The sequence below is a fragment of the Nocardia glycosmidis genome, from assembly GCF_052545115.1.
The window spans coordinates 29880-55447 of record NZ_JBQWRH010000003.1; the positions used below are offsets into that span (position 1 = coordinate 29880).

The 25568-nt window shown below is 66.2% G+C and carries 30 protein-coding genes; 20 read left to right on the forward strand and 10 right to left on the reverse strand.

The genetic code is table 11. The annotated features are described in order from the left end of the window. Nucleotides 1-6: 6 nt before the first annotated feature. Nucleotides 7-1530, reverse strand: a complete 1524-nt coding sequence (locus tag ACT86A_RS04400) for an aldehyde dehydrogenase family protein (protein WP_445090696.1) — start codon at nucleotides 1528-1530, stop codon at nucleotides 7-9. A 606-nt stretch (nucleotides 1531-2136) separates the two neighbouring features. On the opposite strand from ACT86A_RS04400, the gene ACT86A_RS04405 reads away from it, so the two are divergent. The 3 genes from ACT86A_RS04405 to ACT86A_RS04415 are packed head-to-tail and all read left to right on the forward strand — an operon-like array spanning nucleotide 2137 to nucleotide 4807. Beyond that, nucleotides 2137-3120 carry an ATP-binding cassette domain-containing protein gene (locus tag ACT86A_RS04405; protein WP_445090697.1) on the forward strand — a complete coding sequence of 328 codons (984 nt, stop codon included), beginning with the start codon at nucleotides 2137-2139 and terminating at the stop codon, nucleotides 3118-3120. A gap of 41 nt (nucleotides 3121-3161) precedes the next feature. Further along, complete coding sequence (locus ACT86A_RS04410) at nucleotides 3162-3941, forward strand: ABC transporter permease (RefSeq protein ID WP_445090977.1); 780 nt, start codon at nucleotides 3162-3164, stop codon at nucleotides 3939-3941. Next, the gene (locus ACT86A_RS04415; protein WP_445090698.1) at nucleotides 3938-4807 is read left to right on the forward strand and encodes an ABC transporter permease; all 870 of its coding nucleotides are present in this window, start codon (nucleotides 3938-3940) and stop codon (nucleotides 4805-4807) included. The genes ACT86A_RS04410 and ACT86A_RS04415 overlap by 4 nt, the downstream gene beginning before the upstream one ends. Here the strand turns inward: ACT86A_RS04415 and ACT86A_RS04420 are convergent. Both ACT86A_RS04420 and ACT86A_RS04425 read right to left on the reverse strand, forming a co-directional pair. Next, nucleotides 4777-5967, reverse strand: coding sequence for a lycopene cyclase family protein (locus ACT86A_RS04420; protein ID WP_445090699.1), 1191 nt, complete (start codon nucleotides 5965-5967; stop codon nucleotides 4777-4779). The two genes, ACT86A_RS04415 and ACT86A_RS04420, sit on opposite strands and share 31 nt — an antisense overlap. A gap of 84 nt (nucleotides 5968-6051) precedes the next feature. Then, nucleotides 6052-6528 carry a hotdog fold domain-containing protein gene (locus ACT86A_RS04425; protein WP_445090700.1) on the reverse strand — a complete coding sequence of 159 codons (477 nt, stop codon included), beginning with the start codon at nucleotides 6526-6528 and terminating at the stop codon, nucleotides 6052-6054. A 469-nt stretch (nucleotides 6529-6997) separates the two neighbouring features. Here ACT86A_RS04425 and rpsJ point away from each other — a divergent pair, with 469 nt between their 5' ends. The 11 genes from rpsJ to rpsQ are packed head-to-tail and all read left to right on the forward strand — an operon-like array spanning nucleotide 6998 to nucleotide 12307. Then, entirely contained in the window at nucleotides 6998-7303 is a 306-nt protein-coding gene (gene rpsJ, locus ACT86A_RS04430) for a 30S ribosomal protein S10 (protein ID WP_003938093.1), read from the forward strand. Between the two features lie 14 nt (nucleotides 7304-7317). Further along, nucleotides 7318-7983 (forward strand): 50S ribosomal protein L3, encoded by a 666-nt coding sequence (gene rplC, locus ACT86A_RS04435; RefSeq protein ID WP_445090701.1) that lies wholly within the window; start codon nucleotides 7318-7320, stop codon nucleotides 7981-7983. After that, entirely contained in the window at nucleotides 7980-8690 is a 711-nt protein-coding gene (gene rplD / locus ACT86A_RS04440; protein ID WP_445090702.1) for a 50S ribosomal protein L4, read from the forward strand. The genes rplC and rplD overlap by 4 nt, the downstream gene beginning before the upstream one ends. After that, the gene (gene rplW / locus ACT86A_RS04445; protein ID WP_445090703.1) at nucleotides 8687-8992 is read left to right on the forward strand and encodes a 50S ribosomal protein L23; all 306 of its coding nucleotides are present in this window, start codon (nucleotides 8687-8689) and stop codon (nucleotides 8990-8992) included. Before rplD ends, rplW begins: the two co-directional genes overlap by 4 nt. Nucleotides 8993-9025: 33 nt before the next feature. Continuing rightward, nucleotides 9026-9862, forward strand: coding sequence for a 50S ribosomal protein L2 (gene rplB, locus ACT86A_RS04450; protein ID WP_040864840.1), 837 nt, complete (start codon nucleotides 9026-9028; stop codon nucleotides 9860-9862). Nucleotides 9863-9877: 15 nt separating this feature from the next. After that, a complete protein-coding gene (gene rpsS, locus ACT86A_RS04455; protein WP_043719741.1) occupies nucleotides 9878-10159 on the forward strand; it encodes a 30S ribosomal protein S19 in 282 nt (93 codons plus the stop codon). Then, nucleotides 10156-10584, forward strand: coding sequence for a 50S ribosomal protein L22 (gene rplV / locus ACT86A_RS04460; RefSeq protein WP_445090704.1), 429 nt, complete (start codon nucleotides 10156-10158; stop codon nucleotides 10582-10584). The genes rpsS and rplV overlap by 4 nt, the downstream gene beginning before the upstream one ends. Further along, nucleotides 10585-11379 carry a 30S ribosomal protein S3 gene (gene rpsC / locus ACT86A_RS04465; RefSeq protein WP_040774085.1) on the forward strand — a complete coding sequence of 265 codons (795 nt, stop codon included), beginning with the start codon at nucleotides 10585-10587 and terminating at the stop codon, nucleotides 11377-11379. Between the two features lie 3 nt (nucleotides 11380-11382). After that, complete coding sequence (gene rplP, locus ACT86A_RS04470; protein ID WP_445090705.1) at nucleotides 11383-11799, forward strand: 50S ribosomal protein L16; 417 nt, start codon at nucleotides 11383-11385, stop codon at nucleotides 11797-11799. Then, nucleotides 11799-12038, forward strand: a complete 240-nt coding sequence (gene rpmC / locus ACT86A_RS04475; RefSeq protein ID WP_445090706.1) for a 50S ribosomal protein L29 — start codon at nucleotides 11799-11801, stop codon at nucleotides 12036-12038. Before rplP ends, rpmC begins: the two co-directional genes overlap by 1 nt. After that, on the forward strand, nucleotides 12035-12307 hold the full coding sequence (gene rpsQ / locus ACT86A_RS04480; protein ID WP_445090707.1) for a 30S ribosomal protein S17: 273 nt from the start codon (nucleotides 12035-12037) through the stop codon (nucleotides 12305-12307). Before rpmC ends, rpsQ begins: the two co-directional genes overlap by 4 nt. A gap of 539 nt (nucleotides 12308-12846) precedes the next feature. Here rpsQ and ACT86A_RS04485 read toward each other — a convergent pair. Beyond that, nucleotides 12847-13164, reverse strand: coding sequence for a hypothetical protein (locus ACT86A_RS04485; protein WP_445090708.1), 318 nt, complete (start codon nucleotides 13162-13164; stop codon nucleotides 12847-12849). An 80-nt stretch (nucleotides 13165-13244) separates the two neighbouring features. Between ACT86A_RS04485 and ACT86A_RS04490 the strand changes: the two genes are divergently transcribed. The 6 genes from ACT86A_RS04490 to ACT86A_RS04515 all read left to right on the forward strand — a co-directional run bounded on the left by ACT86A_RS04490 (nucleotide 13245) and on the right by ACT86A_RS04515 (nucleotide 18356). Continuing rightward, nucleotides 13245-13994 (forward strand): helix-turn-helix domain-containing protein, encoded by a 750-nt coding sequence (locus ACT86A_RS04490; RefSeq protein ID WP_445090709.1) that lies wholly within the window; start codon nucleotides 13245-13247, stop codon nucleotides 13992-13994. A 98-nt stretch (nucleotides 13995-14092) separates the two neighbouring features. Continuing rightward, a complete protein-coding gene (locus ACT86A_RS04495; protein ID WP_445090710.1) occupies nucleotides 14093-14551 on the forward strand; it encodes an NUDIX domain-containing protein in 459 nt (152 codons plus the stop codon). Between the two features lie 224 nt (nucleotides 14552-14775). After that, nucleotides 14776-15000 carry a ribbon-helix-helix domain-containing protein gene (locus ACT86A_RS04500; protein WP_445090711.1) on the forward strand — a complete coding sequence of 75 codons (225 nt, stop codon included), beginning with the start codon at nucleotides 14776-14778 and terminating at the stop codon, nucleotides 14998-15000. Further along, complete coding sequence (locus tag ACT86A_RS04505) at nucleotides 14997-15446, forward strand: type II toxin-antitoxin system VapC family toxin (RefSeq protein WP_445090712.1); 450 nt, start codon at nucleotides 14997-14999, stop codon at nucleotides 15444-15446. The genes ACT86A_RS04500 and ACT86A_RS04505 overlap by 4 nt, the downstream gene beginning before the upstream one ends. Before the next feature lie 203 nt (nucleotides 15447-15649). After that, on the forward strand, nucleotides 15650-16120 hold the full coding sequence (locus ACT86A_RS04510) for an EXLDI protein (protein ID WP_445090713.1): 471 nt from the start codon (nucleotides 15650-15652) through the stop codon (nucleotides 16118-16120). Between the two features lie 43 nt (nucleotides 16121-16163). Next, the gene (locus ACT86A_RS04515) at nucleotides 16164-18356 is read left to right on the forward strand and encodes an MMPL family transporter (RefSeq protein ID WP_445090714.1); all 2193 of its coding nucleotides are present in this window, start codon (nucleotides 16164-16166) and stop codon (nucleotides 18354-18356) included. A 625-nt stretch (nucleotides 18357-18981) separates the two neighbouring features. Here the strand turns inward: ACT86A_RS04515 and ACT86A_RS04520 are convergent. The 6 genes from ACT86A_RS04520 to ACT86A_RS04545 form a co-directional block, all read right to left on the reverse strand. Further along, a complete protein-coding gene (locus ACT86A_RS04520; protein WP_445090715.1) occupies nucleotides 18982-21762 on the reverse strand; it encodes a hypothetical protein in 2781 nt (926 codons plus the stop codon). A gap of 425 nt (nucleotides 21763-22187) precedes the next feature. Further along, a complete protein-coding gene (locus tag ACT86A_RS04525) occupies nucleotides 22188-22928 on the reverse strand; it encodes a CPBP family intramembrane glutamic endopeptidase (protein ID WP_445090716.1) in 741 nt (246 codons plus the stop codon). Between the two features lie 63 nt (nucleotides 22929-22991). Then, nucleotides 22992-23987, reverse strand: a complete 996-nt coding sequence (locus ACT86A_RS04530) for an RluA family pseudouridine synthase (RefSeq protein WP_445090717.1) — start codon at nucleotides 23985-23987, stop codon at nucleotides 22992-22994. Nucleotides 23988-24069: 82 nt separating this feature from the next. After that, a complete protein-coding gene (locus ACT86A_RS04535; RefSeq protein WP_445090718.1) occupies nucleotides 24070-24651 on the reverse strand; it encodes a putative glycolipid-binding domain-containing protein in 582 nt (193 codons plus the stop codon). Between the two features lie 6 nt (nucleotides 24652-24657). Continuing rightward, entirely contained in the window at nucleotides 24658-25110 is a 453-nt protein-coding gene (locus tag ACT86A_RS04540) for a TIGR03667 family PPOX class F420-dependent oxidoreductase (RefSeq protein ID WP_445090719.1), read from the reverse strand. Nucleotides 25111-25241: 131 nt separating this feature from the next. Further along, on the reverse strand, nucleotides 25242-25436 hold the full coding sequence (locus tag ACT86A_RS04545; RefSeq protein WP_445090720.1) for a hypothetical protein: 195 nt from the start codon (nucleotides 25434-25436) through the stop codon (nucleotides 25242-25244). Nucleotides 25437-25568 lie beyond the last annotated feature (132 nt).

A 25568-nucleotide genomic window follows, 5' to 3' on the forward strand; every position in this document is an offset into this window, starting at 1 on the left:
GCCGGATCAGGTGCGCGCGTGCCGGATCCGGAAGATCGCTCTGGCCAGCCGCAGGTGCCGGGGGTGGCGGTCGAAGGTGGACAGGTTCACCGGCGCCTGGTAGCGCTTGCGCGCGATGGCCAGGGTCCTGCTGAACTCGAGCAGGCCTTGGTCGCCGTGGCTGTGCCCCTGCCCGTACTCGCCCACGCCGCCGAAGGGCAGCGCCGGGATTCCGGCATAGGTGGTGGAGGAGTTGATCGTCACCACCCCGACCCGCAGCTGCTCGGCGAACGCCTCGATCTCGTGCACGTCCCTGGTGAAAACCGACACCGCGACATCGGTGCCGACCGCATTGATCCGCTCGGCGGCCTCGGCCATGCTCGCCACCTTGTTCACCACGAGCACCGGGCCGATACCCTCGCCGGTGATGGCGCTGCTCTGCTCCGGCACCTCGGCCAGCACGATCGGCTGGATGTAGGGCTCGCGGATCGAGTCCAGTCCGCCGAGCACGGCGCGTCCACCGCGAGCCACCGCGTCGCGCACCTGCCTGCGCACCACGTCGACCTGGGATTCCAGGATCATCGGGCCGTAGGAGGCTCTCCGGTCCGCGCCCGGGCGCAGCTTTCGGGCCTGCTCCACGACCAGTTCCAGGAAGCGGTCGTAGACCGACTCGGCGACGTAGGCTCGCTGGATGCCGGTGGCGTTCTGACCGGCGTTGGCCATCGCGCCGAACACCGCGGCCTCGGCGGCGTCGTCGAGCTTCGCGTCCACGTGCACGACCATGCTGCCCTTACCGGTGCGCTGGACGACGACCGGCGTCACGGTCTGCGCGCACGCGGCGATCACCTCGCGGGCCTGCGCCTGCGGTCCGGCGTAAGCGATCTTGTCGACCTTGGCGCGGCACAGCGCCGTGCCGGTCGCGCTGTCGCCGGTCACCACCTGCAGCACCGGTTGCTTCGGCGCGAGCCGAGACCAGCTGTCGGCCAGCCACACCCCGACGCCGGTGGTGAGCTCATGTGGCTTGAACACCACGGCATTGCCCGCCGCCATCGCATAGGCGATCGAGCCCATCGGGGTGAAGACCGGGTTGTTCCACGGCCCGAGCACCCCGACCACGCCGAGCGGCAGGTAGCCGACCGAGGCGCGTTGATTGCGGCTGAGCCAGCTGGAATCGATGCGTCGGCGGTCCAGCGCCCGGGCGGCGTTGCGTGCGGCCCAATCCAGGTTCTCCACCGCGAGCATCACCTCGATCGCGGCGTCCACGGCCGGCTTTCCGGTCTCTTCGCAGAGCAAGGAGACCAATTCACCCGAACGCCGGGCGATATCGCGTTTCCAATCCAGCAACCAGCGTCGGCGCGTGCTGAATCCCAGTTCGGCCCACCACTTTTCGGCGGCGCGGGCCGCACGCACGGTGCGGCTCAGTTCGCCGGTGCTCATCACGGCGTAGTTGCCCACGACCTCGCCGGTACGCGGATCGTAAGACGTCAGCACGTTCGTTCGGCCCGTTCCTCCCGGACGCGCCGCCACCCATGGCTGCGCGGACTCGGCCATGATCACCTCTCACAGTGTTGAAACCAGCGTGCGCACCGCTGCGCGGGGCGCAGCCGCGGACGAGTGAGTGTGCCTCTCCCCACCAAGCAGACTATGGGCTGACGCGGCGGGCCGACAAGGCTCGGCCGCCGCCACTACGCTGCCCCGGATCGTCCTAACCAGCGTCGATTCCTCGCGCGACGAACCGCTACCGAGAAATGTGAGCAAACACACAAATGCCGTGCGGCTGACTCGCTTTCGACCAGCTGTGTCCTGTCCGCGGCGTCCTGTCTACGGCGTTCCGTCTGCGACTGGCTCGCCTGGGTTCGGTTCATGGGCGCCAGCCGGATGACATACGGCTGAACCTTCCGGCAGCTGCTTCGCCTTGGCTCTGCCCGGCGCGGCCCGAACTTCCATCGGCCGGGCATGTGACGCGGCTGCTGCGCCTTCGGCCCGGCTCGGCATCCCTGCGGTCGGACGACGTTCGGCCGCGTCCTCGATGTACTGCGCGAGAGGAAAGCTGTGACGGGCGGGCCGGTAACATCACGCCGAGTGCGACGGATCATCAATCCGAGCGCAAGCATGCGTTCGGGCGACGTCGCCGCAGCGGCCGATAGTGGAGAGTTGATGCCGAGTTCCAACCAAGCAGATCCGCATGCGGGCGAGCCAGCGGTCCGGGTAGCGGATGTCCGCAAGTCATTCGGCGACGTGCATGCACTGCGGGGCGTCAGCTTCGTCGCCGAACGCGCCTCCGTCCTCGGCATCCTCGGCCCCAACGGTGCGGGCAAGACAACCATGGTGAAGGTCCTCTCCACCCTGTTACGCCCCGACTCCGGCACCGCCGTGGTAGCCGGGCACGACGTGCTGAAGGACCCGGCCGGCGTGCGCCGGTCGATCATGATGACCGGGCAGTACGCGGCGCTGGACGAGAACCTCTCCGGCCGGGAGAACCTGGAGTTGTTCGGCAGGCTGATGGGCTTGGGCAAGTCCGTGGCGCGCAAGCGGGCCGACACGTTGCTCGAGGAATTCGATCTGGTGAGCGCGGGCCGTCGTACGGTACGCAACTACTCGGGTGGCATGCGCCGCCGCGTCGACATCGCCTGCGGCCTGGTCGTGCGTCCCGAGGTGGTGTTCCTCGACGAGCCGACCACCGGCCTGGACCCACGCAGCCGCCAGGGTGTCTGGGATCTGGTGACCGCGCTGAAGACACAGGGCATCACCGTGCTGCTGACCACCCAGTACCTCGAGGAAGCCGACGTGCTCAGCGACAACATCATCGTGATCGACAAGGGCACCGTGATCGCCGAGGGCACCGCCGAGGCACTCAAGGAGAAGACCGGCGGCAGCTACTGCGAAGTAGTCCCGCTGGACCCGACCAAGCTGCGCACCGCCGCGTACGCGCTCGGCGACCTGGTCCCGGCCGCGGTGCTGGCCGAGCTGAACGGCGGCGACCGACTGTCCCTCCCGGCGCCCGACGGTGCGGCGACGCTGACCGAGGCGCTGCGCAGGCTCGACAGCGCGGGTGTCGAACTGGCCGACATCGCGCTGCGCCGCCCCTCGCTCGACGACGTGTTCCTGTCCATCACCGGCCGCTCGGGTGGTCACGCGTGACCGCTGCGACCGTCCCGGACAGCGCACCGGCCGCGGCGGCGCTGTTCGCCGAGCTGCCCGCGGCGCGGCTGTCGTCCTTCGCGCAGTGGCGCGCGCTGACCGGCCGCATCGTGCGCACGATGGCGAGCAAAGGCGAGTTGATCGTCGCGGTGATCACGCCGCTGGTGTTCACCGTCGGCTTCTACCTGCCGCTGCGCTACGTGATGAAGTTCCAGGGCATCGACTACGCGCAGTTCGTCATGCCGATCATCGTGCTGCAGACCATGTCCTTCACGATGATGTCGAACGCGCAGGTCGCCGCGTTCGAGGCGATGACCGGGTTGAGCACCCGATTGCAGACCATGCCGATCGGCACCCTGGTGCCGTTGTCCGCGCGCATCTGCGCCGGGATGGTCCGATCGGTCACCTCGCTCACCGCGGCGCTGATCTACGGACACATCATCGGATTCCGCTTCACCGCCGGTTTCGGCCAAGCCGCGCTGTTCTGCGCCTTCGCTCTGGCCGTCGGCACGGTGCTGGCGATCGGCGCCGACGCGCTCGGCAGCCTGACCAAGAGCCCGGAGTCGCTGAGTCAGGCGCTGACCCTGCCGACACTGATCTTCGGCATGCTCTCCTGTGGGTTCGTACCCGAACGCAGTTTCCCGGAGTGGATTCGTCCCTTCGTGCGCAACCAGCCGATCTCCCAGTTCTCTTATGCCCTCCGTGACATGGCGGCCGACGGCGTGACCTGGCAGGTGTTGTGGGTGCCGCTGGTATGGGTGATCGGGCTCGCCGCGGCGTTCGTTCCGTTGGCGATCTGGGCGAGTGTGAGGCGGTCATGAGTTCTGTGGAGGCGACCATGGTGGCCGCCGGCGACGTCGCCGAGCGGACCGGACCGTCGGCGTTGCCTGTGGTGCCGGCGCACTCGGAGAGTTCGGTGCGCAACTGGGCCACGCACAGCCTGGTCCAGTGCAAGCGACTGCTGCTGGTATGGGCGCGCGATCCGGCGACGACGATCCAGACGCTGGTCTATCCGGCGCTCACCCTGATGATGTTCCGGATCGTGCTCGGCGACGCGATCACCGCGGCCACCGGCAGGCCGAGCGTTTACGGGACCGTCCCGCTGATCACGCTGCTCGCGGCAATGTCGGGTGCGGTGGTCAGTGCGCTCGGCTTCAAGGCCGAGAAGCTCACCGGGCTGCTCGGCCGGTTCTGGACCATGCCGATCCATCGCGCGGCCGGGCTGACCGGCCGGCTGCTGGCCGAGGCGATCCGGGTCCTGGTCACGACATTGCTCGTGATCGCGGTCGGCTTCACCATCGGCTTCCGCTTCGATCAGGGACCGCTGGCGGCGCTGGCGCTGATCGGCATTCCGGTGCTGTTCGGGGTCGCGTTCGCGCTGTTCGTCACGACACTGGCCACGGTGTCGGAGGGCGTGATGCTGGTACACGCGGTCGGCATCATCAGCACCCTGCTGATGTTCTTCAACTCCGGGTTCGTGCCGACGTTCGTCTACCCGACCTGGCTGCAAGACGTGGTCGGCAACCAGCCGATGAGCTGCGCGATCGACGCCATGAAGGGGCTGTCCTACGGGGGCCCGGTGGCAGAACCGCTGCTGAAAACACTCGCGTGGGTGATCGGCGTGACGGTGCTGTTCGCCTATCCCGCGATCCGCGGCTATCGGCGCGCGGCCGAGACCGGCGCCTGAGCGAAGTCGTAGTCCAGCCAGCGATTCCGATTGGTCCAGCCGACCAGGTCGTAGCGCCAGTGGAACGGCCAGGTGTGTGCGACCATGTCGAACAGCACGGTGCCGAGGGCGGCGTAGTCGTCGTGCCTGGACAGCAACGCGCGCTGGCCCCGCGGGGAGGCGCTGAAGAAGGCGTCGAACATGGTGGTGCACTGTTCGGTGGTGAGTCTGCCGAGACCGTGCAGGGCCCGCATCCGCATCCAATACACCAGTCGCGCGCGCAGCGGCCACAGTTCGGCGATCGGGTCGCGGCCTTGTCGCAGCGCGGTGATCGCGGTGTCGACCAATGTCAGTGAGTTGGCCACGCTGTAACCGGTGCACGGGTGCATCATGCCGCCCCGGGAACCGAACGGAATCGCCCTCGCCTCGCCTTTTCGGGGCGGCCGCTGGTCGAGTGGATAGTGTGCCGCCTCGCTCGATTCGGTGCCGGTGAGCCGGATGCCGTGCGCGGCGAGGCGGTTGAGTATGCGCTTACGCAGGACGTGCTGCGGCATACCGCCGCGCAGGCCGAGGCTGGTCTCCTCGAAGACCACGGTGCCGTCGCCGAGCGGCACCGCGTAGAGGAATGACGGCGGCTCATCGGGCCCCGCGCCGTTCTCCGGCCGCCAGTCCAGCAGCAAGCCCTCGCCATCGACGACCATCGGCGCGGCCGTCTCGGCGTCGACGAAGATACCGTGCGCGCTGGCCGCCCTGCGGCGCCCCAGGCTGGGCAGCCCGCGGGTGTCGAACACCGCTGCCGCCGCTTGCATCGCACCGTCGGCGAACTCGACCCGGTGCGCGACCACCCGGGTGGCGCGGCCCGTGACGACGGTGGCGTCATCGAGCGGAAGTGCCTTGCGCAGACCAGGTTTGGACAGCACACAGTAGGGCCGGTCGATGCGACGCTCGGTTTTCGTCCAGACCGTGGGCGCCGGAATCGTGGTCGCGATGGCGCTGGGCGGCAGCCAGTCCGGCAACTCGTCCACCCAGCAGGAATAGGTCGGCGGCCATGGGCGGTCGGGACGTGGATCGATCGCGGTCACCGACAGTCCGGCCCGCAGCGCGCGGTGTGCGAGTGCCCACCCGGTAGGGCCGAGTCCGACCACGCACACATCCACTTCCCGGAGCGCGCTGACACTCATAGAGGCATTCAATCCGCTCCGCGCGGACCAGGCTGGATGATCTCGGAATTCCCGGAGTACGGGTGCTGGTGGTGATGCGGTCGGCTATTTGGGCGTGACCCAGGTGGTGATGTCGGCGTGCACGACTTCCAGGCCGTGCTTGTCGTAGATCGACACCGGCACCACCAGCTCGTGGCCTTCGGCGAAGGTCGCGAAGTCGGGTATCTGCGCCAGCTGCGCGACGGCGCGCAGACCGGTCTCGGCTTTGGCCAGGTACTGCACGTTCATCGCTTTCGGAATCCATCGGTGCGTCGCCGGAACGGTTGCCTCGCTCAGCATGCCCATCGCCACCTCGGCCAGATTGCACGCCGCGATGGCATGAAACGTGCCCAGATGATTGTGGATGCCGAACCATTTCGGCGAGGTCACCTCACACCGCCCCGGTTCGAGCCGGATCACGTTCGGCAGCACCGTGGCGAAGTACGGCACTCGAGCCACCATCGCCAGCGAGAACAGGGTGTGGCCCAGCCGGTTGTCCGGCAGCTTCTGCCAGGCGCGATAGGTCGGAGTCGCGTTCGCCATGAGAGCTATCTTACTCGCAAGTAAGTACGGGGCACCCCACCTGATTTGAAGTGTTCGGACGCGTCGGGCATACTGTTCGGGTTGCCTTGCACCGGGCCGTGTCCGTTTCGCTGCGAAACGGGTGGTCGGGCAGGGTGAGCAGTACCCATCGTGTACCTCGCCGGGTTTCTGGCGTGGGTACGTCCGGGACAGTGTTCCAGGCTCGAGATACTTTGCGATCCGACGCCGAGGAATGAGCGGACGGGCGACACGCCCGACCGCGTGGACCGGAGAACCATGACAGATGAACAGCGGCGAGGATCGGGCGTGCCCGGTCGTGGTCTCGACTGTGTCGGATCTGGCCCAAGGCCTGACCCACTCGAGCTGAGACGTCTTCGTGTGTTCGGGCTGTGCAAATGAGGGTGGTCCAGAAGGCTGGTACAGCCGGCTTGCCGGACCACGAAGGAAAGCGGAGAAAAGGACACTTAGCGTGGCGGGACAAAAGATCCGCATCAGGCTCAAGGCCTACGACCACGAGGCGATCGACGCATCGGCCCGCAAGATCGTGGAGACGGTGACCCGCACCGGGGCACGCGTGGTAGGCCCGGTGCCGTTGCCGACCGAGAAGAACGTGTACTGCGTCATCCGTTCGCCGCACAAGTACAAGGACTCGCGCGAGCACTTCGAGATGCGTACGCACAAGCGCCTTATCGACATCCTCGACCCGACGCCGAAGACGGTGGACGCGCTCATGCGCATCGACCTGCCGGCCAGCGTCGACGTCAACATTCAGTGACGGGGACTCGGGAAATGACTGACAACAAGAACAGGCCGGCCGCCGGCATCCTGGGCACCAAGCTCGGCATGACCCAGGTCTTCGACGACAAGAACCGCGTGGTTCCCGTGACCGTCATCAAGGCGGGCCCGAACGTCGTCACCCAGATCCGCACCGTGGAGCGCGACGGCTACAGCGCCGTCCAGGTCGCTTTCGGCGCCATCGACCCGCGCAAGGTGAACAAGCCGGTCTCCGGCCAGTTCGCCAAGGCCGGCGTCACCCCGCGCCGTCACGTCGTCGAGATCCGGATCGCGGACGCCTCCACCTTCGAGGTCGGCCAGGAGATCAGCGCCGACGTGTTCGAAGAGGGCAGCTACGTCGACGTCACCGGTACCAGCAAGGGCAAGGGCTTCGCCGGCACCATGAAGCGCCACGGCTTCAGTGGTCAGGGCGCCTCGCACGGTGCGCAGGCCGTGCACCGCCGTCCGGGTTCGATCGGTGGCTGCGCCACCCCCGGCCGCGTGTTCAAGGGCATGCGCATGTCGGGCCGGATGGGTAACGACCGGGTCACCACGCAGAACCTGTCGGTGCACAAGGTGGACACCGAGAACGGCCTGCTGCTGATCAAGGGAGCGATCCCGGGTCGCAAGGGCGGCGTCGTGATCGTCAAGAGCGCCGTGAAGGGTGGTGCGCACGCATGACCAGCTCTGCTGTGAACACTGAGAAGAAGTCCGCGAATCTCACGCTGCAGGTCAAGGAGATCGGCGGCAAGACCAACGGCACCGTCGAGCTCCCCGCGGAGATCTTCGACGTCACCGCCAACATCGCGCTGATGCACCAGGTCGTCGTGGCCCAGCAGGCCGCGGCCCGGCAGGGCACCCACGCGACCAAGACTCGTGGCCAGGTGCGCGGTGGCGGCAAGAAGCCGTACCGGCAGAAGGGCACCGGTCGCGCCCGCCAGGGTTCGACCCGCGCGCCGCAGTTCACCGGCGGTGGCATCGTCCACGGTCCGCAGCCGCGCGACTACAGCCAGCGCCTGCCCAAGAAGATGAAGGCCGCCGCCCTGCGTGGCGCCCTGTCGGACCGGGCCCGCAACGAGCGCATCCACGTGATCACCGAACTGGTGGCCGGTCAGACCCCGTCCACCAAGACCGCCAAGACCTTCCTGGGCGAGCTGTCGGACCGCAAGAAGTTCCTGGTCGTCGTCGGCCGCGAGGACATCACCGCGTGGAAGAGCGTGGCGAACCTGCAGAACGTGCACCCGATCGCCCCGGATCAGCTCAACACCTACGACGTGCTCAACAGCGACGAGGTGGTGTTCAGCGTCGAGGCGCTCAACGCGTTCGTGCACGGCCCCGCGGAATCTCCGCAGGACACTGCGGCGATTGCACAGGAGGAGAGCAAGTGACCACCATCGCCGACCCCCGCGACATTCTGCTGGCGCCGGTCATCTCCGAGAAGTCCTACGGACTGATCGAGGACGGCACCTACACCTTCCTGGTGCACCCGGACTCCAACAAGACGCAGATCAAGATCGCCGTGGAGAAGGTCTTCGGTGTGAAGGTGACCAGCGTCAACACCGCCAACCGTCAGGGCAAGCGCAAGCGGACCCGCTTCGGTTACGGCAAGCGCAAGAACACCAAGCGCGCGCTCGTGACCATCTCGGCCGACAGCAAGCCCATCGAGATCTTCGGAGGCCCGGTCGCGTAGGCGTCCGGGAGTCCAGAAAGCAGAGAAGAACTCATGGCAATCCGTAAGTACAAGCCGACGACGCCGGGCCGTCGTGGCGCCAGCGTCTCGGACTTCGCCGAGATCACCCGGTCGACCCCGGAGAAGTCGCTGCTGCGTCCGCTGAGCAAGTCCGGCGGCCGCAACGCCCACGGCCGGATCACCACCCGGCACCGTGGTGGCGGTCACAAGCGGGCCTACCGTCTGATCGACTTCCGTCGGCTGGACAAGGACGGCATCCCGGCCAAGGTCGCGCACATCGAGTACGACCCGAACCGGACCGCGAACATCGCGCTGCTGCACTTCGTGGACGGCGAGAAGCGCTACATCATCGCCCCCAAGGGCGTGACGCAGGGCACCCGCATCGAGTCCGGCCCGACGGCCGACATCAAGCCGGGCAACAACCTGCCGCTGCGCAACATCCCGACCGGTACCACCATCCACGCGGTGGAGCTGCGTCCGGGCGGCGGCGCCAAGCTGGCCCGTTCCGCCGGTATGAGCATCCAGCTGCTGGGTAAGGAAGGCCCCTACGCCACGCTGCGTATGCCCTCCGGTGAGATCCGCCGCGTCGACGTGCGCTGCCGCGCCACCGTCGGCGAGGTCGGCAACGCCGAGCAGTCGAACATCAACTGGGGCAAGGCCGGCCGCATGCGCTGGAAGGGTCGTCGTCCCACGGTCCGTGGTGTCGTCATGAACCCGGTCGACCACCCGCATGGTGGTGGTGAAGGCAAGACCTCCGGTGGTCGCCACCCGGTCTCGCCGTGGGGTCAGCCGGAAGGCCGTACCCGTAAGCCCAACCGTCCGAGCGACAAGCTCATCGTCCGCCGGCGCAAGACCGGCAAGAAGCGCTGAAGGAGGAGGTAAGAAATGCCACGCAGCCTCAAGAAGGGCCCGTTTGTCGACGACCACCTCCTCAAGAAGGTGGACGTGCAGAACGAGAAGGGCACGAAGCAGGTCATCAAGACCTGGTCGCGTCGTTCGACCATCATCCCCGATTTCATCGGGCACACCTTCGCGGTGCACGACGGCCGCAAGCACGTGCCGGTGTTCATCTCGGACAACATGGTCGGGCACAAGCTCGGTGAGTTCGCGCCGACCAGGACGTTCAAGAGCCACGTCAAGGAAGACCGGAAGAGCAAGCGGCGATGAGCGAAGCGAAGAGCGATCAGACACTGCTGACGGCGCCGTCCAACCCGACCGCGCGCGCGACGGCGAAGCACGTTCGCGTCACCCCGATGAAGGCACGCCGTGTCGTGGACCTGGTCCGCGGCAAGCGCGTCGAGGACGCCCTCGCCCTGCTGAAGTTCGCGCCCCAGGCCGCGAGCGAGCCGGTCGCCAAGGTCGTCGCCAGTGCCGCGGCCAACGCCGAGAACAATCTCGGTCTGAACCCGGCCACGCTGGTCATCTCGACGGCCTACGTCGACGAGGGCGCCACCATGAAGCGGTTCCAGCCGCGTGCCCAGGGCCGTGCGTTCCGCATCCGCAAGCGCACCAGCCACATCACCATCGAGGTCGAGAGCATCCCCGCCGCCGGTGGATCCACTCGTAACCGCCGGAAGGGAGGGGCAAAGTAAATGGGACAGAAGATCAACCCCCATGGCTTCCGCCTCGGTATCACCACCGACTGGAAGTCCCGTTGGTACGCGGATAAGCAGTACGCGGACTACGTGAAGGAAGACGTCGCGATCCGCAAGCTGCTGGCTACCGGCATGGAGCGGGCGGGTATCTCGAAGGTCGAGATCGAGCGCACCCGTGACCGCGTCCGGGTGGACATCCACACCGCGCGTCCGGGCATCGTGATCGGCCGCCGCGGCGCCGAGGCCGACCGCATCCGCGCCGAGCTGGAGAAGCTCACCGGCAAGCAGGTGCAGCTGAACATCCTCGAGGTCAAGAACCCCGAGTCGGATGCGCAGCTGGTCGCCCAGGCGGTCGCGGAGCAGCTGTCCAACCGGGTGGCGTTCCGTCGCGCGATGCGCAAGGCCATTCAGTCGGCCATGCGTTCGCCGAACGTCAAGGGCATCCGCGTGCAGTGCTCGGGCCGTCTCGGTGGCGCGGAAATGTCGCGCTCGGAGTTCTACCGCGAGGGTCGGGTGCCGCTGCACACGCTGCGTGCCGACATCGACTACGGCCTCTACGAGGCCAAGACCACCTTCGGTCGTATCGGTGTGAAGGTCTGGATCTACAAGGGCGACATCGTCGGTGGCAAGCGTGAGCTGGCCGCCGCTGCCGCCGCGCCCGAGCGTCCGCGCCGGGAGCGGCCGAGCCGTCCGCGTCGGTCCGGTTCCGCCGGCACCACGGCGACCAGCACCGAGGCCGGGCGCGCCGCCACCGCTGTGGCCGACGCTCCGGCAGAGACACAGGAGGGCTGACGCATGCTGATGCCTCGTAAGGTGAAGCACCGCAAGCAGCATCACCCCGGCCGTTCGGGCATGGCCAAGGGCGGCACCGCGGTGTCGTTCGGCGAGTACGGCATCCAGGCGCTGGAGCCGGCTTACGTCACCAACCGGCAGATCGAGTCGGCGCGTATCGCGATGACTCGCCACATCCGTCGTGGCGGCAAGATCTGGATCAATATCTACCCGGATCGTCCGCTGACCAAGAAGCCCGCCGAGACCCGCATGGGTTCGGGTAAGGGCTCGCCGGAATGGTGGATCGCGAATGTGAAGCCGGGTCGGGTCATGTTCGAGATGAGCTACCCGAATGAGGAGACCGCTCGTGAGGCGCTGCGCCGCGCGATGCACAAGCTCCCGATGAAGTGCCGGATCGTGACCAGGGAGGAGCAGTTCTGATGGCTACCGGAACACCGGCCGCAGAGCTCCGCGAGCTCACCGAAGACGAGTTGGTGGGCAAGCTGCGCGAGTCCAAGGAAGAGCTGTTCAACCTGCGCTTCCAGATGGCGACGGGCCAGCTGGACAACAACCGTCGTCTGCGCGTCGTTCGTCATGAGATCGCGCGCATCTATACGGTCATGCGTGAGCGCGAGCTCGGTCTGGCCACCGGACCCGCTGGCAAGGGAGATGCCGCATGAGCGACAAGGCGAAAGAGGTGCGTGGCGGCCGCAAGGTGCGTGTCGGCTACGTCGTCTCGGACAAGATGAACAAGACGATCGTCGTCGAGCTGGAAGACCGTCACCGGCACCCGCTCTACGGCAAGATCATCCGCACCACCTCGAAGGTGAAGGCGCACGACGAGAACGAGGTCGCCGGCATCGGAGACCGCGTCCAGCTGATGGAAACCCGTCCGCTGTCGGCCACGAAGCGCTGGCGGTTGGTCGAGGTCCTGGAGAAGGCGAAGTAAGCCTGCTCCACGGCTGAGGACTCGAATAACGAAGGCCCGCTTCCTGTTTGGGAGGCGGGCCTTCGTCGTGTGCGCACAACGTCGCCCGGTAGGCCAGCACCGGCGGCTATTGGCCACGCCAGTACATAGAGGTACTGTTGTACGTATACACCTTCATCATCAGTCCCCCGGTTATTCTCTGTGGCTCTGTGTTTCGTCATTTGCCGAACTCCCAATGGCGTTGTTTCGTGCGGAGTCCGGTGTTGCCCGGCCAGCGGCGACGAGTGTGGCGAACGCGGCTTGCTTTCGGGCGCAAGTGTGTTCGCGGTGGAGCTGCATGGCGTGATGCGCTTCGGTGACGGTGAGCGGACGTGTGGGTGGGACGCAGGTCCACGCTTGCGGCCACTGAACCGACCGCGGGGCGCACCGGGTTTGGGTGTGACGTCGTGCGGTAATGGGTTTGCGTCGCTGGCTGTTCGGCCATACACACCCGATTGCGGTGATTGCCACCGCGCTCGTGCCGAGGACCGCCCCAACGCTCCAGACCACGTTCCAGGCGCTCATGGCTGCTCGCCCCGCACCAACTGTGTGAGCCCGTCGAGAACCTGTTGGAATGTCTGCGCTGTGGGTGTTACGGCGGGTGGCGCGTTGCTGGTGCCGTCCGGGGGGTACTCGATGCCGCGCTGGTGGGCGCGTTCGCGTGGGCTCAGCTCCTGCGGCACGACGCGGCCGAAGTGGACCAGCGTGTGATAAGCAACCCGCTTCCACGCGCACCGGTCGATATTGCACTTGCGGTGCCTGCGCATCTGCTGGTGAGCGAACTCGACTTCGGCGAACTGGCAGATCGTCGGCGGGGTTACGAGCATTTCTCTGTTCATCAGGCGGCTCCTATCCCGACGCCGTGCACTGGCCGAGCCAGGCGCACCCGTGTGCTCTGCGGGCAAGTGGCTTCTAGGACGTGGCGTTGCACTTCGGCCGCGTGGCTCGACGTGCCTCGTTTCTCGGCGGCCAGGTGGAACTGTTGTCGGTGGTACGTGGCCCACGCGACCACAGATTCGAGTTCGTCGGTGTTCACGGTCTATCCCCCTCATCTATGACTGATCTCGTTGGTCAGGTAGTAGCCTCAGCCTGGATCGGTCTCACTCCCGGAATTTCCTTCCGGGGTTTCCCTCGAGCTGCGGTGGAGGATCGTGTTGTGCGCGGAATGAGCCAAGACCTCACCATCGGTGAGCGGGTTGCTTGGTATCGACGTCGACGCGGTATGTCCCAGGGCGTTTTGGCGGGCTTGGTCGGTCGGACGGACGATTGGGTGGGCAAGATCGAGAACAATCGGATCCCCTTGGATCGACTGTCGATCCTTCGCCTGCTCGCGGATGCTCTCGATGTTTCCCTGGGCGACCTGATCGGTGAGCCCACTCTGTTGGACTGGACCAATGACAGCGGTGCTTCCACAGTGCCCGCCCTCCGAGCTGCCTTGATGGATTTCGCGCATCTGATTCCGGCGCTTTCGGTACCAGCCGACGACACCGAGCTACCGGATTTTCCAATGCTGGAACGGGATGTGGCTGAAGTATTCGATGACGTCGGATTCGCCATCGACTCGAACTCGCTCGTGCATTCAATCTCACAGGTCGACAAGCGGATTCGGTCGCTGTCGTGCTTGCCGCCGAGCAGGCAGCGCCTGAACAGGTCCGACACCACTACCTGAGCAGACAGCTCGTGCTCACGTGGATCCGCAATGCACATGGCAGCCCATCGTTCGCCGTGCAGTCCCTTGCCCAACGTCTGCAGATCGTGAGGTAATCAATGACCGGCCAGGAAAATCAGTTCGCGCGTGCACGGCTGGCGGCCGGCGCGTTGTTCGTACGCGGCAACGAAGTATTCCTGGTGCACAAGACATACGGTAACGGATGGGATATTCCGGGCGGCTACGTCGAGCCGGGCGAATCGCCCACAGCGGCTTGCCGCCGCGAAGTTCGAGAAGAGCTCGGAATCGACTATCCGCCAAGGCGATTACTCGTTCACGATTGGGCACCGAGCCAGCGCGAAGGTGACAAAATCCTCTATGTGTTCTACTGCGGTGAACTCGGCGACGAGCAAACAATCGAACTTCAGGGATCTGAACTCGACCGCTGGGAGTGGGTCCGGGTTGAAGATCTCGATGACTACACGATTCCACGACTCGCTCGCCGATTGCGGGAGGCCTACCTCGCCTATACCGAGTGCTGCGTCGCTTACCTCGAGCATGGCGAACCTGCACCGTAAGGGGTAACCGAAGCTTTCTTCGGCGGATTGTCCGGGTATCTCGGGGAGTCGGGCCTTCGGGCGTTCTGTTCGAGAAAAACGGACTCGGCACCTCGAGCGCGGTCAGGTGACTCGCTGTTGCCTCTGGGGCTTTGTGGCGTCCGGTGATGCAGCTGAGGGGTGCCGATTTGTTCTAGAGGACAGCCATCTCGGAGTGTGGTATCACCTCTGGTATCATCTGATCCATGGCGTGGACCATGCGATTGTCAGCGGACGAAGAGGCTGCGCTGAACGCGCAAGCTGATGCCGAGGGGCGCTCGAAGCATGAAGTTACGCGTGATGCGGTTCGGGCATACCTCATGCGGCATCGGCAGTGGGAGTCGCCACTGCTGAGCGACGACGAGACCTTCGATCTGGGCGGGCCGATCAGCAAGGATGACATCCGAAACGCGATGAACCGGCCCGCGTGATCGTCGTAGCCGACACCTCGGGAGTCCTCGCGCTGTTCAATCGCTCGGACCCTGAGCATTTCGGAGTGCGGCGAGCTGCGGATTCGGCAAGCGCGATTGTCGTCAGCCCGCTGGCGCTCACCGAAGTGCATCATGTGGCGAGTGTGCGGGCAGGTCGCAATGTAGCCGACGGCATCCTGGGCTTGCTCGCTAGCCGAATCGCATCCACTCGGATCGTGCTCGCGAGCGTTGACGCGACGCAACTGCAGACTGCACTGGCTGTACGGGCACGCTACGGCAGCCTCAATCTCGACCTCGTGGATGCGGTTTGCGTGACATTGGCGGACGAGTTCGACACCGACGCGATCCTCACCCTTGACCGGCGTGATTTCCGGGCGTTGCGCCCTCTCGGCCGCTACCCGGCGTTTCGGATCCTGCCCGACGATCTGAGCCCGGCGGCGCGGTAGCTGAATCGGGCTCTTCGGTCGCCGCGGTGTCCGATCCCTTGCGTTATACGTATACATCTACTTATAGTGAGTCCTGCGGGGCGCTGTGAGTTCGGTGCCGCGGACAACATCACATCGACACCGGTGCAACGGTTTCCGAGGCGGGGCCGTTGGTGGTAAACGCATGCTTTCATGCGCATCAATTTATGGAATGGGGAATCGTCATGACCAGCGAGCTGAACAAGCTGACCAGTGCGGACGAAATGGATGAGGCGGCCGGCGGGGTCACCTTCGCGAAAGAGGACGCCGAGCCGGGCAGGTTGGATTTTCACGAGATCGTGCTGAAGGTGGGGCCGGGTGGCGGGCGCCGGCAGCGTTTCTTCGGGAAATTGCTCGGGGAATCACGGGAATATGGCAAGGTCGGGATGACCGTGGTGTCGGTCTACGTGAGCCGCAAGGGGAAGTTCCTGGTCCATCGGAAGGAATCGAACTGGCGCGAGATGGCCGCGGCGACCGACTGGACCGAGTGGAAGAACTGGCGCGAACTGCTCGGGTTCAACGATCGCGAGTGGGGTGACTACACGGTCGAGATCGTGGATGCGCCCGCCGAGCTGCAGGGCCGGATTCCGGAGCACATCTATCGGACAGTTGTGGATGTGGCCGAGAACCCGAATTCGCAAGAGCTCGAAATCTGAGGTGCTCGGTCCCATTAGGAATCCGGAAAGGACTTCTTCGCAGATGTTCGCACGACTGGGGGCCCTGGTGGTCCACAATCCGTGGAAGGTGATCGGCCTGTGGGTGTTGCTCGCCATCGCGGTGGTGGCATCGGCGCCCGAATTGAAATCCACCACCGATCAATCCGCTTTCTTGCCTTCGCATTACGAGTCCATTAAAGCGTTGCAGATGCAGCAGGAGGCGTTTCCGCAGAGCACCGCGCCCGCGGCGATCATCGTGTTCGCCCGCCAGGACGGGGCGCCGCTGACCGAGGGTGATTCGGCGTCGGTGGCGAGGATCGGCACCGAGCTGCTCGGTGCGCGGATCAAGGACGTCACCGCGATCGTGCCGACGCCGCCATCGCAGAACCGGCTGATCCAGATCATCGCGCTGCAGATGACCAAGGTGACCAGTCCGAACGACACCACGCAGGGCGATGCGGTCAAGGCGTTGCGAGCGCAGCTGAAGGACCGGGTGGCCGGCACCGATTTGCAGGCGGGCATCACCGGTCAGGCGGCGCAGGTGCTGGACCAGCAGGAATCGGGCCAGAAGGGTATGGCCATCATCGGCGTCGCCACCATTGTGCTGATTCTGGTGTTGCTGCTGGTCATTTTCCGCAGCCCGGTGATCGCGTTGCTGCCGATCGTGGTGATCGGCGCGATCTCCAGCATGGTCGGTGGGCTGATCGCCATGGTGGCCAGGGCATTCGACCTGCAGATCGATGCGTCGATCAACGCCATCCTGGTGGTCGTGCTGTTCGGTGTCGGTACCGACTACATCCTGTTTCTGATGTTCCGCTACCGCGAGCGGCTGCGGGCGGGCGACGATCCAAAGACCGCCATGGTCGGTGCCGTCACTCGCGTCGGCGAGGCCATCACGTCCGCGGCGGGGGCGGTGATCATCGCGTTCTCGGCGCTGGTGTTGTCCACCCTCGGCATGTTCCGTGCGCTGGGTCCGGCACTGGCGATCGCGGTTGCGGTGGCGCTGGCAGCCGGGCTGACGCTGGTGCCCGCCGTGGTTTCGCTGCTGGGCACCAAGGTGTTCTGGCCGTCCAAAGCGTGGCGGACCGAGCCGAAGGCCGCGCGGTTCGCCGCGGCCGGTAAGGCGCTCGGTCGGCGACCCGGCGCTTTCGCGCTGGTCTCCGGCGGGCTGCTGGTCGCGCTCGGGGCGTTCGCGTTCGGTTTCCACCCGACGTTCGACCTCAGCTCCGGTTCGACCTCGCAGGCATCCGAATCCGTGGTCTACGGCAAAGAATTGGTGAAGGGCCTGCCCGCGGGAACGACCCAGCCGTCGGACGTACTGCTGCGCTCCGGCAGTGGCGAGCTGACCAACGATCAGCTCAGCGCCTACCGAGCCGCGTTGGCCGCGGTACCGGGGGTGGGACAGGTGGCCGAACCGAAGCTGTCCGCGGACAAGACGATCGCGGATTTCGTGGTGACCCTCACCGACGTGCCGGAATCGGATGCCGCGCTGGATACTGTCAAGGGGCCGCTGCGGGATGCCGCGCACTCGGCCGCGCCCGCCGGTGCCACGGCGGCGGTCGGCGGGATGACCTCGGTCTTCGTCGACTTCCAGGATGCGATGGCCCGCGACTACGCGATCGTATTCCCGGTCGCGGCGATCCTGATCATGATCGTGCTCGGGCTGCTGCTGCGCAGTGTGGTCGCCCCGTGGTATCTGATGGCGTCGGTATTCCTTGGATTCGCGGCTACGCTCGGCGCCGCGGTGCTGGTGTTCCAACATCTTCAGGGCGAGTCCGGCCTGATCTTCACGCTGCCGGTGATCATGTACTTGTTCGTGGTCGCGCTCGGCACCGACTACAACATCCTGATGGTCGCCCGGCTGCGGGAAGAGGCACGCGAGGGTAACGAGCCGAAGCCGGCCGCCGCGTTGGCTCTGCGGCACACCGGACCAACCATCGCCGCGGCCGGGGTGATTCTGGCAGGCACGTTCGCGTCGATGATGCTGGCCGGAAACAATGTACTGGCGCAGATGGGATTCGCCATCTCCGTTGGCATCGCCATCGCCGCGTTCGTCATGGCGATGTTCTTCACCCCCGCGCTCACCGCGATGATCGGGCACAAGGCGTGGTGGCCGGGGCATGGTGACCGAGTTACCGAAGACGCGAAGCCTGGCGAGCCGCTGTCGGCGGCGCACCCCGACTTCGCCTCGCAGCCCGACGCCGCGCGAACTTCGGTCACGAAGAGCGGGTCTTGATCCGGTTGGTCGAACACCGGAGACTGACGCGCGCAGAATAGATCAGGGCTGTGCACACGGGAATTCGCCGAGTGCACAGCCCTTTTCGGACTGAACCCGTGCGCGCCGCCAGTTAGCGGATAACGTTCGGACATGGAGATTTTGGTCGGAGGCGCTGTCATACTGCTCGTGATCGTGGTGGTCGCCAGCCTTGCCAACGGTGGGGCCGGCAGCGAACAGCGACGGCGGCGACGCAGTTGGACAGCTGGCGACAGCGGTGGTTATTCAGGTGGTGACTCCGGAGGCAGCGGGGGTAGCGGGGGTAGCGGGGGTAGCGGCAGCAGTTGTAGTAGCGGCAGCAGTTGTGGTGGTGGAAGTAGTTGCGGTGGCGGTAGCAGTTGTGGTGGCGGAAGCAGCTGAGCAGCAGAGGCCGCACGACGATTACGCCGAACGCGTGGCAGGCAGATATCGAGAGGCAGCGGACGTCAGTTGTTTGCCCCGCTTCGAGGACGTCGGCCGATGGACGCGATGGAAACCCGGTCGTGCTCGGTATGGGCCGGGGCCCCTACGCTTTTTGGGCGAGTTCGGCAATGTCGACCTTGATCGCACCGAACTGTCGTGCGATCTCGAAAGTCGCTCGGGCGGGTCAGCCGATGACGAGGTAGGGCCGGTGGACTCTGATCGCGGAGTCGAGGACACGGGTGACCGCGGAGCGGGAGATGCCGAGTTCATTGGCGATCGCAGGTGTCGTCCCGCCTTGGTCTGCGAGCGTGAGGATCTCCCTGACCTCCTCGATCGGGAGGTTCGACATACGTCGGCCGGCGATTGCCCGGGCGATTGCCGAGATTTCGTCGTCGTCGGTGTCGGCTTCGTCGTTCTCGGCCGGGAATTCGTCGTTCTCGTCGTCTTCGTCCGGGATCGGCTTCAGTTCGGCGCGCAGGTGCGGGCGCGTAGGTTCGGGGGATTCGTCGAGCGAGAGTTGTTCGCTCTCCGCGTCGGCGGAGCGCTCGCCTCGGTCGGTGGACAGCGATTTTCCACGTTTCGCCGCGCGCGGGCCGGTCGCATCCGGGTTCGCCTCCGCGGCTTCGGTGTTCGCCGTCGGCAGTGTGCGCGCGGGTTCGGTGCTCGCGTGCCCGGCGCTATCGAATCTGCGATGCGCTCGCTCGGCCCGGCGGCCGTCCGGCTCGGGCAGGGAGAATTGACTTGCGGCAGGGTCTTTTGCGGCAAGGTTGTTGACCGCCGTAATCGACTGGGTGCCGAAAACGAATTCTCCGTGCAGGTCCTCTATCGAAATCTGTTGCGCGGCAGGAATGTTCGCAATCAACTGAGATCGATCGGAGGTGCTCGCGGCGGGTGCCGCGGAATTGTTCCGTGTGTCGGCGATGCCGGCGGGTAAGGATGTGGCTGCGGAGCCGAAATGTTTCGCGTCAGTCGAGAAAGATTGTGTCGCAGTACTATCGGCCGATCGGATGGTTCGGGTGTCGACATCGGCTGCGCCAGAGGGGGTTATGCGGTCACCGGAGAGGGGCATGGCGTTCTGGACGGGACCGACCGAGGGTGCGGGACTTTCGATGTGGGCGGGGGCACTCGTGGGGCTGTCGGCGGTCGGACCCGTGTATCCGTCAGGCGGAGGGTTATTCACGCGACTTTTGGTGAACGAATTTTCGACGCTGTGGCCGTGGAGGGCTGGGGGAGCGGTGTGGATGTTGGCGGGGAGATTGTGTGCGTGACTGGTTCCGGTCTCGGTGTTGTAGCCGTTGATTGCCGGAGGAACGGGGCGTCTGTTTGCCGGGCGGTCATGCGCGTCGAGGGGCGGCAGAGCGGTATGGCCGTTGGCGTTCCGCGTAGGGGCGTGCCCATTGACCCGGGTGCCGGAAGCATGGCCGTGGCTGGAGGTATCAACTGTGTGGTCATCGGTGGCCGACGGGAATGCGCGGGAGTCGGCATCTGCGACCGGGTAGCCGTCTGCCGACCGTCCATCGGCTCGGCCTGAAGTGGTGGAGGTTTCCCGGATTTCACCGTCCGGATGGTTGTGTGTGGTGCAGGCGGTGTGACCAGTGGCGTCTGTGGGAACGGCGTGCCCGTTGACCGGATGGTTGTGTGCGTGGACGTCGGCGGAAGTCGTAACTGTGGGGAATGCGTGCCCATTGGCCAGGGGTGCGACATCGAGGCTCAGCCGCTGTCCATCGGACCGGGTCGTCGGTGCGGGCGCTTGGTGGACTGCACGGGCCGCATGGGTTGTCGGCGGGAGTGGGTAGCCGCCGACCGCGTCGTGCTCGTCGACCGAGTGACCGTTGGTCCGCCTGTCGGTGAGGTGACCATCGCTCGGCGACGGCTTCGCCTCGTCGGCAGGTGTCTCGGTGGGCTGGTTCGGGGTCGTCGAGGAAGCGGGCATGTCGCGCTCGGTGTAGACGCCCAGGGCAGCCGCCGGGGCGCCGGGGACACCGGGGTGGGCGTTCACCGAGGAATCAAGACCCCTACCGCGCAGCCGGTCTCTCGGCCCGGTGGAAGAGTCCGTCGTACCAACTCCGCTCAGGCGCGGTGCTGGCGAACCTCCATCTCGGCGAAATCGACCGCCGTCCGCCGGATCGTCCCGGTTGTCGAGTGGGTGACGACCGGACTCCGCCGCGACGTGCTCGGCGTCGACCCGGATCATCGGCGCGTCGCGTTCCAGCACCGGCGCACCGTCGATCAGCACCGCGTACCGGGCGGAGACCCAGGCATGCAGCCAGATCACCACGCCGACCATCACCGGGGCGATCGCGTACTCGGCGGCGCGGCCGAAGTCGCCCGCGGCGAGATGCGGCCCGGTGTTGAGCGCGACGGTCGTGCCGAGCAGCGCGGCCTCGAAGAAGATCACCTTGCCGCGCGCCAGTTCGCGGCCCCAGCGGGCCGCGGTGGTGGCCGCGACCATGATGGTGATGATCGGGATCGAGATCATCGCCTCGATGCCATAGCTCAACCAGTACAGCGGATCGGACATGTCGCCGCTGGGCACCAGATTGTGCTGCACATTGACTCCGGCCCACACCATGCCGAGCACGACCACCGCGATCAGTACCCGCGACGACCACTCGGCCCGCCGGTAGAGTTGCGCCAGCCGGGCATCCTCGCTGGACACCCGCCGCCGCGCCGCCAGCGCGCGCCGGTGCCAGCGGGCATCGGCCTCGTCCGCCCGGCGCAGCGCGGCCGCCGACTTGCGGTCCCGCCGCTGCGCGGCCAACTCCGCTTCGATCTCGCCGCGCCGCTGCTTGCGTCGTTGCGCGCGAATCCATTCCGCGAGTTCACGTTCAGCGGCGATCTCACCCTCGGACAGCACGTCCAGCAGCGCCGGATCGTACTGCAGGGGCAATTTGCCGCGCGCGGTCTCGACTTGCTGGGCCAGCGCGGCAATCTCGGAACTACCGTTCGACAGTGCGTCGGACATCGCGAGCCTTCCCGAGAGCCTGTGTCATGCCGAGTTGTGCAGACATGATTGCTCGAACATATGTGTGATCGCAGTGAGACTAAACCGACCTTTGCGTGTGGTCAATGTGGTCTATGAGGTCCAATGGGCGACACGCCCGGAATGTCGAAAATCTCGGTTCGCTCCGAATATCCGGGTGATCAGCCCTTTTGTCGAAGCGGCCGCGTGTCGAAACTCAGTTCGAATTCACACATCGTCGAGGACGAAATTCTGTGGTCTCGCGGTCGCTGTTTCCGCACTGAACCGCGGGCCGACACCGAATATCGAGTGCCACGATGCGAACGATTTCCTCGGCCTGCGCCTGCTCGCTGCTGCGGGATGCTCGGCGGGCCCGAGCCAAGGCCGTGACCCCTTCCCCGACGACCTATCCGACGCCGCCGAGGTGATCAGGTCAGCGTGGTGTGCCACACGACGGCGGCAGCCAATGCGCCCGCGCCGTTCACCGACCAGTGCAGGGCCAGCGGCGCGAGCAGGCTGCCCGTGCGGTGGCGCAGCCAGGTGAATACCATGCCCGCCGCGGCGGTCGCGACGACGGCGAGCAGGATCCCGATGATCTGTCCGGCGACGCCGCCGCCGATGAATCCGGTCAGCCCGCGGTTGCCGGCGGTGAGCCCCAGCGAGGACGCGATGTGCCAGAGTCCGAACAGCAGCGAGCCCGCCGCGAAGACACCACGCGCGCCGTACGCACGGTGCAGCGTGCCGTGCAGCACACCGCGGAAGGCCAGCTCCTCGGGGATCACGGTCTGCAAGGGGATGACGATCATCGAGGCGATCAGCGCGCCGGAGATGGTCGCGTACCGATCGGCCATGAAGAACGGACGAGTGATCGGCAGCGCCGCGCCGACCGCGACGACCGCGAGGACCAACCCCACCGCGGCGAGGCCGTACAGCGAACCGCGCCGCCAATGCCGCGGCGAAAGGCCCAGCTCGGACCACCGCAAGCCGCGCCTGCGCATCAGCGCGAGCAGCAGCACGGCGGCGACGGGCACCGTTACGATGCTCGCCCACGCCGTGGTGAAGTGCGCGATCAGATTGGTGCCCGCCAGGACGACCACCACCACGGCGACGTCGAGGGAGGCATGCAGTTTGTGGCGTGGCTGGGGCGTTGCTGGGTCCGGATCAGACATCCGCACCAGTGTACGAATCCTGGCCAGGTCCGCTACAGGTGATGCTTTCCGATGCCGGACAGGTCACACTTCTCCGTGCCGCACAGAGCGGGTGCCCTCCGCAACGATGGCGTCCTGCGGGTCGATCGGTGACCCGGCCCATCCGCGCGGATCGGTCCACGCCTGCAATGTGCGGGTGGTGTCGAAGCGGCGTGATTGCCCAGTGAACGGATCGATGAACTCGAGCGAGGCGGCCAGCAGTTGCAGCGGCTTGCGGAAATCGTCGACCGGCTTGTCGGTGAAGACGGGATAGAAGTCGTCGCCGAGAATCGGGATGCCGAGGCTGTTCATATGCAGCCGCAGCTGATGGGTGCGGCCGGTGTGCGGGCGCAGTCGATAGCGACCGTGCCCGTCGCGGTGCTCGAGCAGTTCGATCTCGGTTTCCGCGTTGGGTTCGCCCGGCACCTCCTGGGCCGCGAGCACATGCTTCTCTTTGATGATCCGGCTGCGTACCACACTCGGCAATGTCAGGCCGGGATCGAACCGGGCGATCGCCTCGTACTCCTTGCGGACGGTGCGGTTGTGGAACATCGTCTGATACGCGCCGCGCCGGGCGGGATTGATCACGAACAGCAGCAAGCCCGCGGTGACGCGATCCAGGCGATGAGCCGGGACCAGGTCGGGCAGGTCGAGTTCTCGGCGCAGCCGCACCAGCGCGGTCTGCAGGATGTGCCTGCCCCGGGGGATGGTGGCCAGGAAGTGGGGCTTGTCCACCACGAGCAGGTCGTCGTCGCGGTGCACGATGGGGATGTCGAACGGCACCGCGGTCTCCTCGGGCAGGTCGCGGTGGAACCAGACCGCGCCACCCGGTACGTACGGTGCATCCGGGGCGATCGGCCCTGCCAGGTCGACGATGCCGCCGCTGCGCAGGAGCTCATCGATCCGCGCCGCGGGCACCCTGGGGAGACGTTCCACCAGGTGGTCTCGAATTGTTGCCCAGTGGCCCTGCTCCGGCAGTCGCAGCCGGGCCGGGTCCAAGCCGTGCCGCTTCGGCAACGGCGGTTGTTGCCGCCTTCTCATCGGTAACGACCCTAGTCGCCGGGCGAGCGGGGGATATCCGAGGCTGCGCTTCAACGAGTCGACAAGGCAACGAGGCAACGAGTCAGCGGGCGCGGACCGCGATCCCCGGGTAATCGAGCACGAATCCCGACTTGTCGTAGTCCAGAACGCAGGTGAAATCGAATTCTGGTGCCGAGTAATCGAACCGTGGCCCGTGCTCGCTGTCGGCGATGCGGACGTAGCGCTGTTCCAACCGGGCCACCGCGGCCCCGGACGCGTACACGTACGCCGCGGGCGCGTCGGCGGCGTCGCCGATCTCCTGCGCCAATCGATGCACCGGCAGCGCGTTGGTCAGCGCGGAGGATTCCAGGTCTACATCCAGGCAACCGTCGAGCAGCGGCGCGGGCATGCCGTCCAGCAACCAGGAGCCCGCGCCGTCCGACTCCAGCACCAGCGTGTTCCAGCCGCCCGGTTTGCGGATCGACACCTGGGCCCGGCGCGTCCGCCATTCGGTGTCGAGCGTGATCCGGTAGTCCACCACCCAGGCCGCGCCGTCCTCGACGGCCGTCGTGCAGCCGTCGATGAGCACGCCGAGTTCGGTGACCCGGAAATAGGCCACCTCGAAGCCCTCGCGTGCGGTCCGGTGCCGCCAGGCGGCGGTGGGCGGCGGCGGTGCGAACGTCATCGCCGATCAGAACCCGCGCAGCCGGTCCGGGATGACGCGCAGGACCACCGAGTACTCGGCGTAGAACTGCGCGTCGGTCAGCTCGAGCGAGCGCAGGCCGTCGGCGTATTTCGCGGTGAAAGCGGCGATTTCGTCCGCTCCCGGCCGCTGTTCGTCGACACGAGCCGCGCCGGTGAGGACGACGACGTCGCCACCGCCGGCGGTGCTGTTGAGATTCAACGCGACTCGGGGATTGCGCAGGATATTGCGGACCTTCGGTTGGCCGGGTTTGCTGAAGATCAGGAATTCCCCGCCGCGCCACTGGAACCAGACCGGGTTCGGTTGTGGCGTTCCGGTGGGGCCGACAGTGGTCAGCCAGAGGACGGATTCGCGGTTCAGGCGCTCGGCTACCTTCGCGCCGAACTCGGTCGCGGTGTCGACGACGGTAGCAGCGGATCGACCGGATGCCGTTGTGGTCATGGCAGAGACAACACCGCAGCATCCCGGAGGATTCCGCTCGACGCAGAGCAGCCAGGTCGGTACGTGCGGGCGCGCGGTGGCCCGCAGGGGCGCCCGAAGGCACGATCGCGGGATGTGCCTCGCGGACGCCATTACGGCGTTGCCCGCTCGTCCAGCACCATCAAGCGGGCCTCGACCAATGTCCTTCGGGCGCGTCGCCGGACCCGGCATAGTTCGACACTGCAATCCAGGTGTACCTGCATGGCCTGGTGTGCTTGGCCCGCGGTGAGCTCGCCGGGGTCGCGCGCGCAATTCGACAGGGCCGAAAGTGCTTCCGTGCCATACATTTCGGTACTCCTCCGTGAGCAATAACTTTGCTTTCCGTCGAAGCTAGCGATGTACCCGGGTTATCGGACCGAGATGTCCAACCGTTCACGGAGGCTTCCTCGAACTGTCGGTAGCTCGAAAACCTCGGGTCT

Excerpts from the sequence above, each read along its gene's own strand:
- ACT86A_RS04530 (WP_445090717.1), bottom strand. The coding sequence starts at position 23,987 with ATGAGAAGGCGGCAACAACCGCCGTTGCCGAAGCGGCACGGCTTGGAC.
- rplB (WP_040864840.1), top strand. The coding sequence starts at position 9,026 with ATGGCAATCCGTAAGTACAAGCCGACGACGCCGGGCCGTCGTGGCGCC.
- ACT86A_RS04485 (WP_445090708.1), bottom strand. The coding sequence starts at position 13,164 with ATGAACAGAGAAATGCTCGTAACCCCGCCGACGATCTGCCAGTTCGCC.
- ACT86A_RS04500 (WP_445090711.1), top strand. The coding sequence starts at position 14,776 with ATGGCGTGGACCATGCGATTGTCAGCGGACGAAGAGGCTGCGCTGAAC.
- ACT86A_RS04405 (WP_445090697.1), top strand. The coding sequence starts at position 2,137 with ATGCCGAGTTCCAACCAAGCAGATCCGCATGCGGGCGAGCCAGCGGTC.
- rpsC (WP_040774085.1), top strand. The coding sequence starts at position 10,585 with ATGGGACAGAAGATCAACCCCCATGGCTTCCGCCTCGGTATCACCACC.
- rpmC (WP_445090706.1), top strand. The coding sequence starts at position 11,799 with ATGGCTACCGGAACACCGGCCGCAGAGCTCCGCGAGCTCACCGAAGAC.
- ACT86A_RS04525 (WP_445090716.1), bottom strand. The coding sequence starts at position 22,928 with ATGTCTGATCCGGACCCAGCAACGCCCCAGCCACGCCACAAACTGCAT.
- ACT86A_RS04535 (WP_445090718.1), bottom strand. The coding sequence starts at position 24,651 with ATGACGTTCGCACCGCCGCCGCCCACCGCCGCCTGGCGGCACCGGACC.
- rplV (WP_445090704.1), top strand. The coding sequence starts at position 10,156 with ATGAGCGAAGCGAAGAGCGATCAGACACTGCTGACGGCGCCGTCCAAC.
- rplC (WP_445090701.1), top strand. The coding sequence starts at position 7,318 with ATGACTGACAACAAGAACAGGCCGGCCGCCGGCATCCTGGGCACCAAG.
- ACT86A_RS04510 (WP_445090713.1), top strand. The coding sequence starts at position 15,650 with ATGACCAGCGAGCTGAACAAGCTGACCAGTGCGGACGAAATGGATGAG.
- ACT86A_RS04545 (WP_445090720.1), bottom strand. The coding sequence starts at position 25,436 with ATGTATGGCACGGAAGCACTTTCGGCCCTGTCGAATTGCGCGCGCGAC.
- ACT86A_RS04415 (WP_445090698.1), top strand. The coding sequence starts at position 3,938 with ATGAGTTCTGTGGAGGCGACCATGGTGGCCGCCGGCGACGTCGCCGAG.
- rpsQ (WP_445090707.1), top strand. The coding sequence starts at position 12,035 with ATGAGCGACAAGGCGAAAGAGGTGCGTGGCGGCCGCAAGGTGCGTGTC.
- ACT86A_RS04540 (WP_445090719.1), bottom strand. The coding sequence starts at position 25,110 with ATGACCACAACGGCATCCGGTCGATCCGCTGCTACCGTCGTCGACACC.
- ACT86A_RS04495 (WP_445090710.1), top strand. The coding sequence starts at position 14,093 with ATGACCGGCCAGGAAAATCAGTTCGCGCGTGCACGGCTGGCGGCCGGC.
- ACT86A_RS04420 (WP_445090699.1), bottom strand. The coding sequence starts at position 5,967 with ATGAGTGTCAGCGCGCTCCGGGAAGTGGATGTGTGCGTGGTCGGACTC.
- ACT86A_RS04515 (WP_445090714.1), top strand. The coding sequence starts at position 16,164 with ATGTTCGCACGACTGGGGGCCCTGGTGGTCCACAATCCGTGGAAGGTG.
- ACT86A_RS04400 (WP_445090696.1), bottom strand. The coding sequence starts at position 1,530 with ATGGCCGAGTCCGCGCAGCCATGGGTGGCGGCGCGTCCGGGAGGAACG.
- ACT86A_RS04425 (WP_445090700.1), bottom strand. The coding sequence starts at position 6,528 with ATGGCGAACGCGACTCCGACCTATCGCGCCTGGCAGAAGCTGCCGGAC.
- rplP (WP_445090705.1), top strand. The coding sequence starts at position 11,383 with ATGCTGATGCCTCGTAAGGTGAAGCACCGCAAGCAGCATCACCCCGGC.
- rpsS (WP_043719741.1), top strand. The coding sequence starts at position 9,878 with ATGCCACGCAGCCTCAAGAAGGGCCCGTTTGTCGACGACCACCTCCTC.
- ACT86A_RS04520 (WP_445090715.1), bottom strand. The coding sequence starts at position 21,762 with ATGTCCGACGCACTGTCGAACGGTAGTTCCGAGATTGCCGCGCTGGCC.
- rplD (WP_445090702.1), top strand. The coding sequence starts at position 7,980 with ATGACCAGCTCTGCTGTGAACACTGAGAAGAAGTCCGCGAATCTCACG.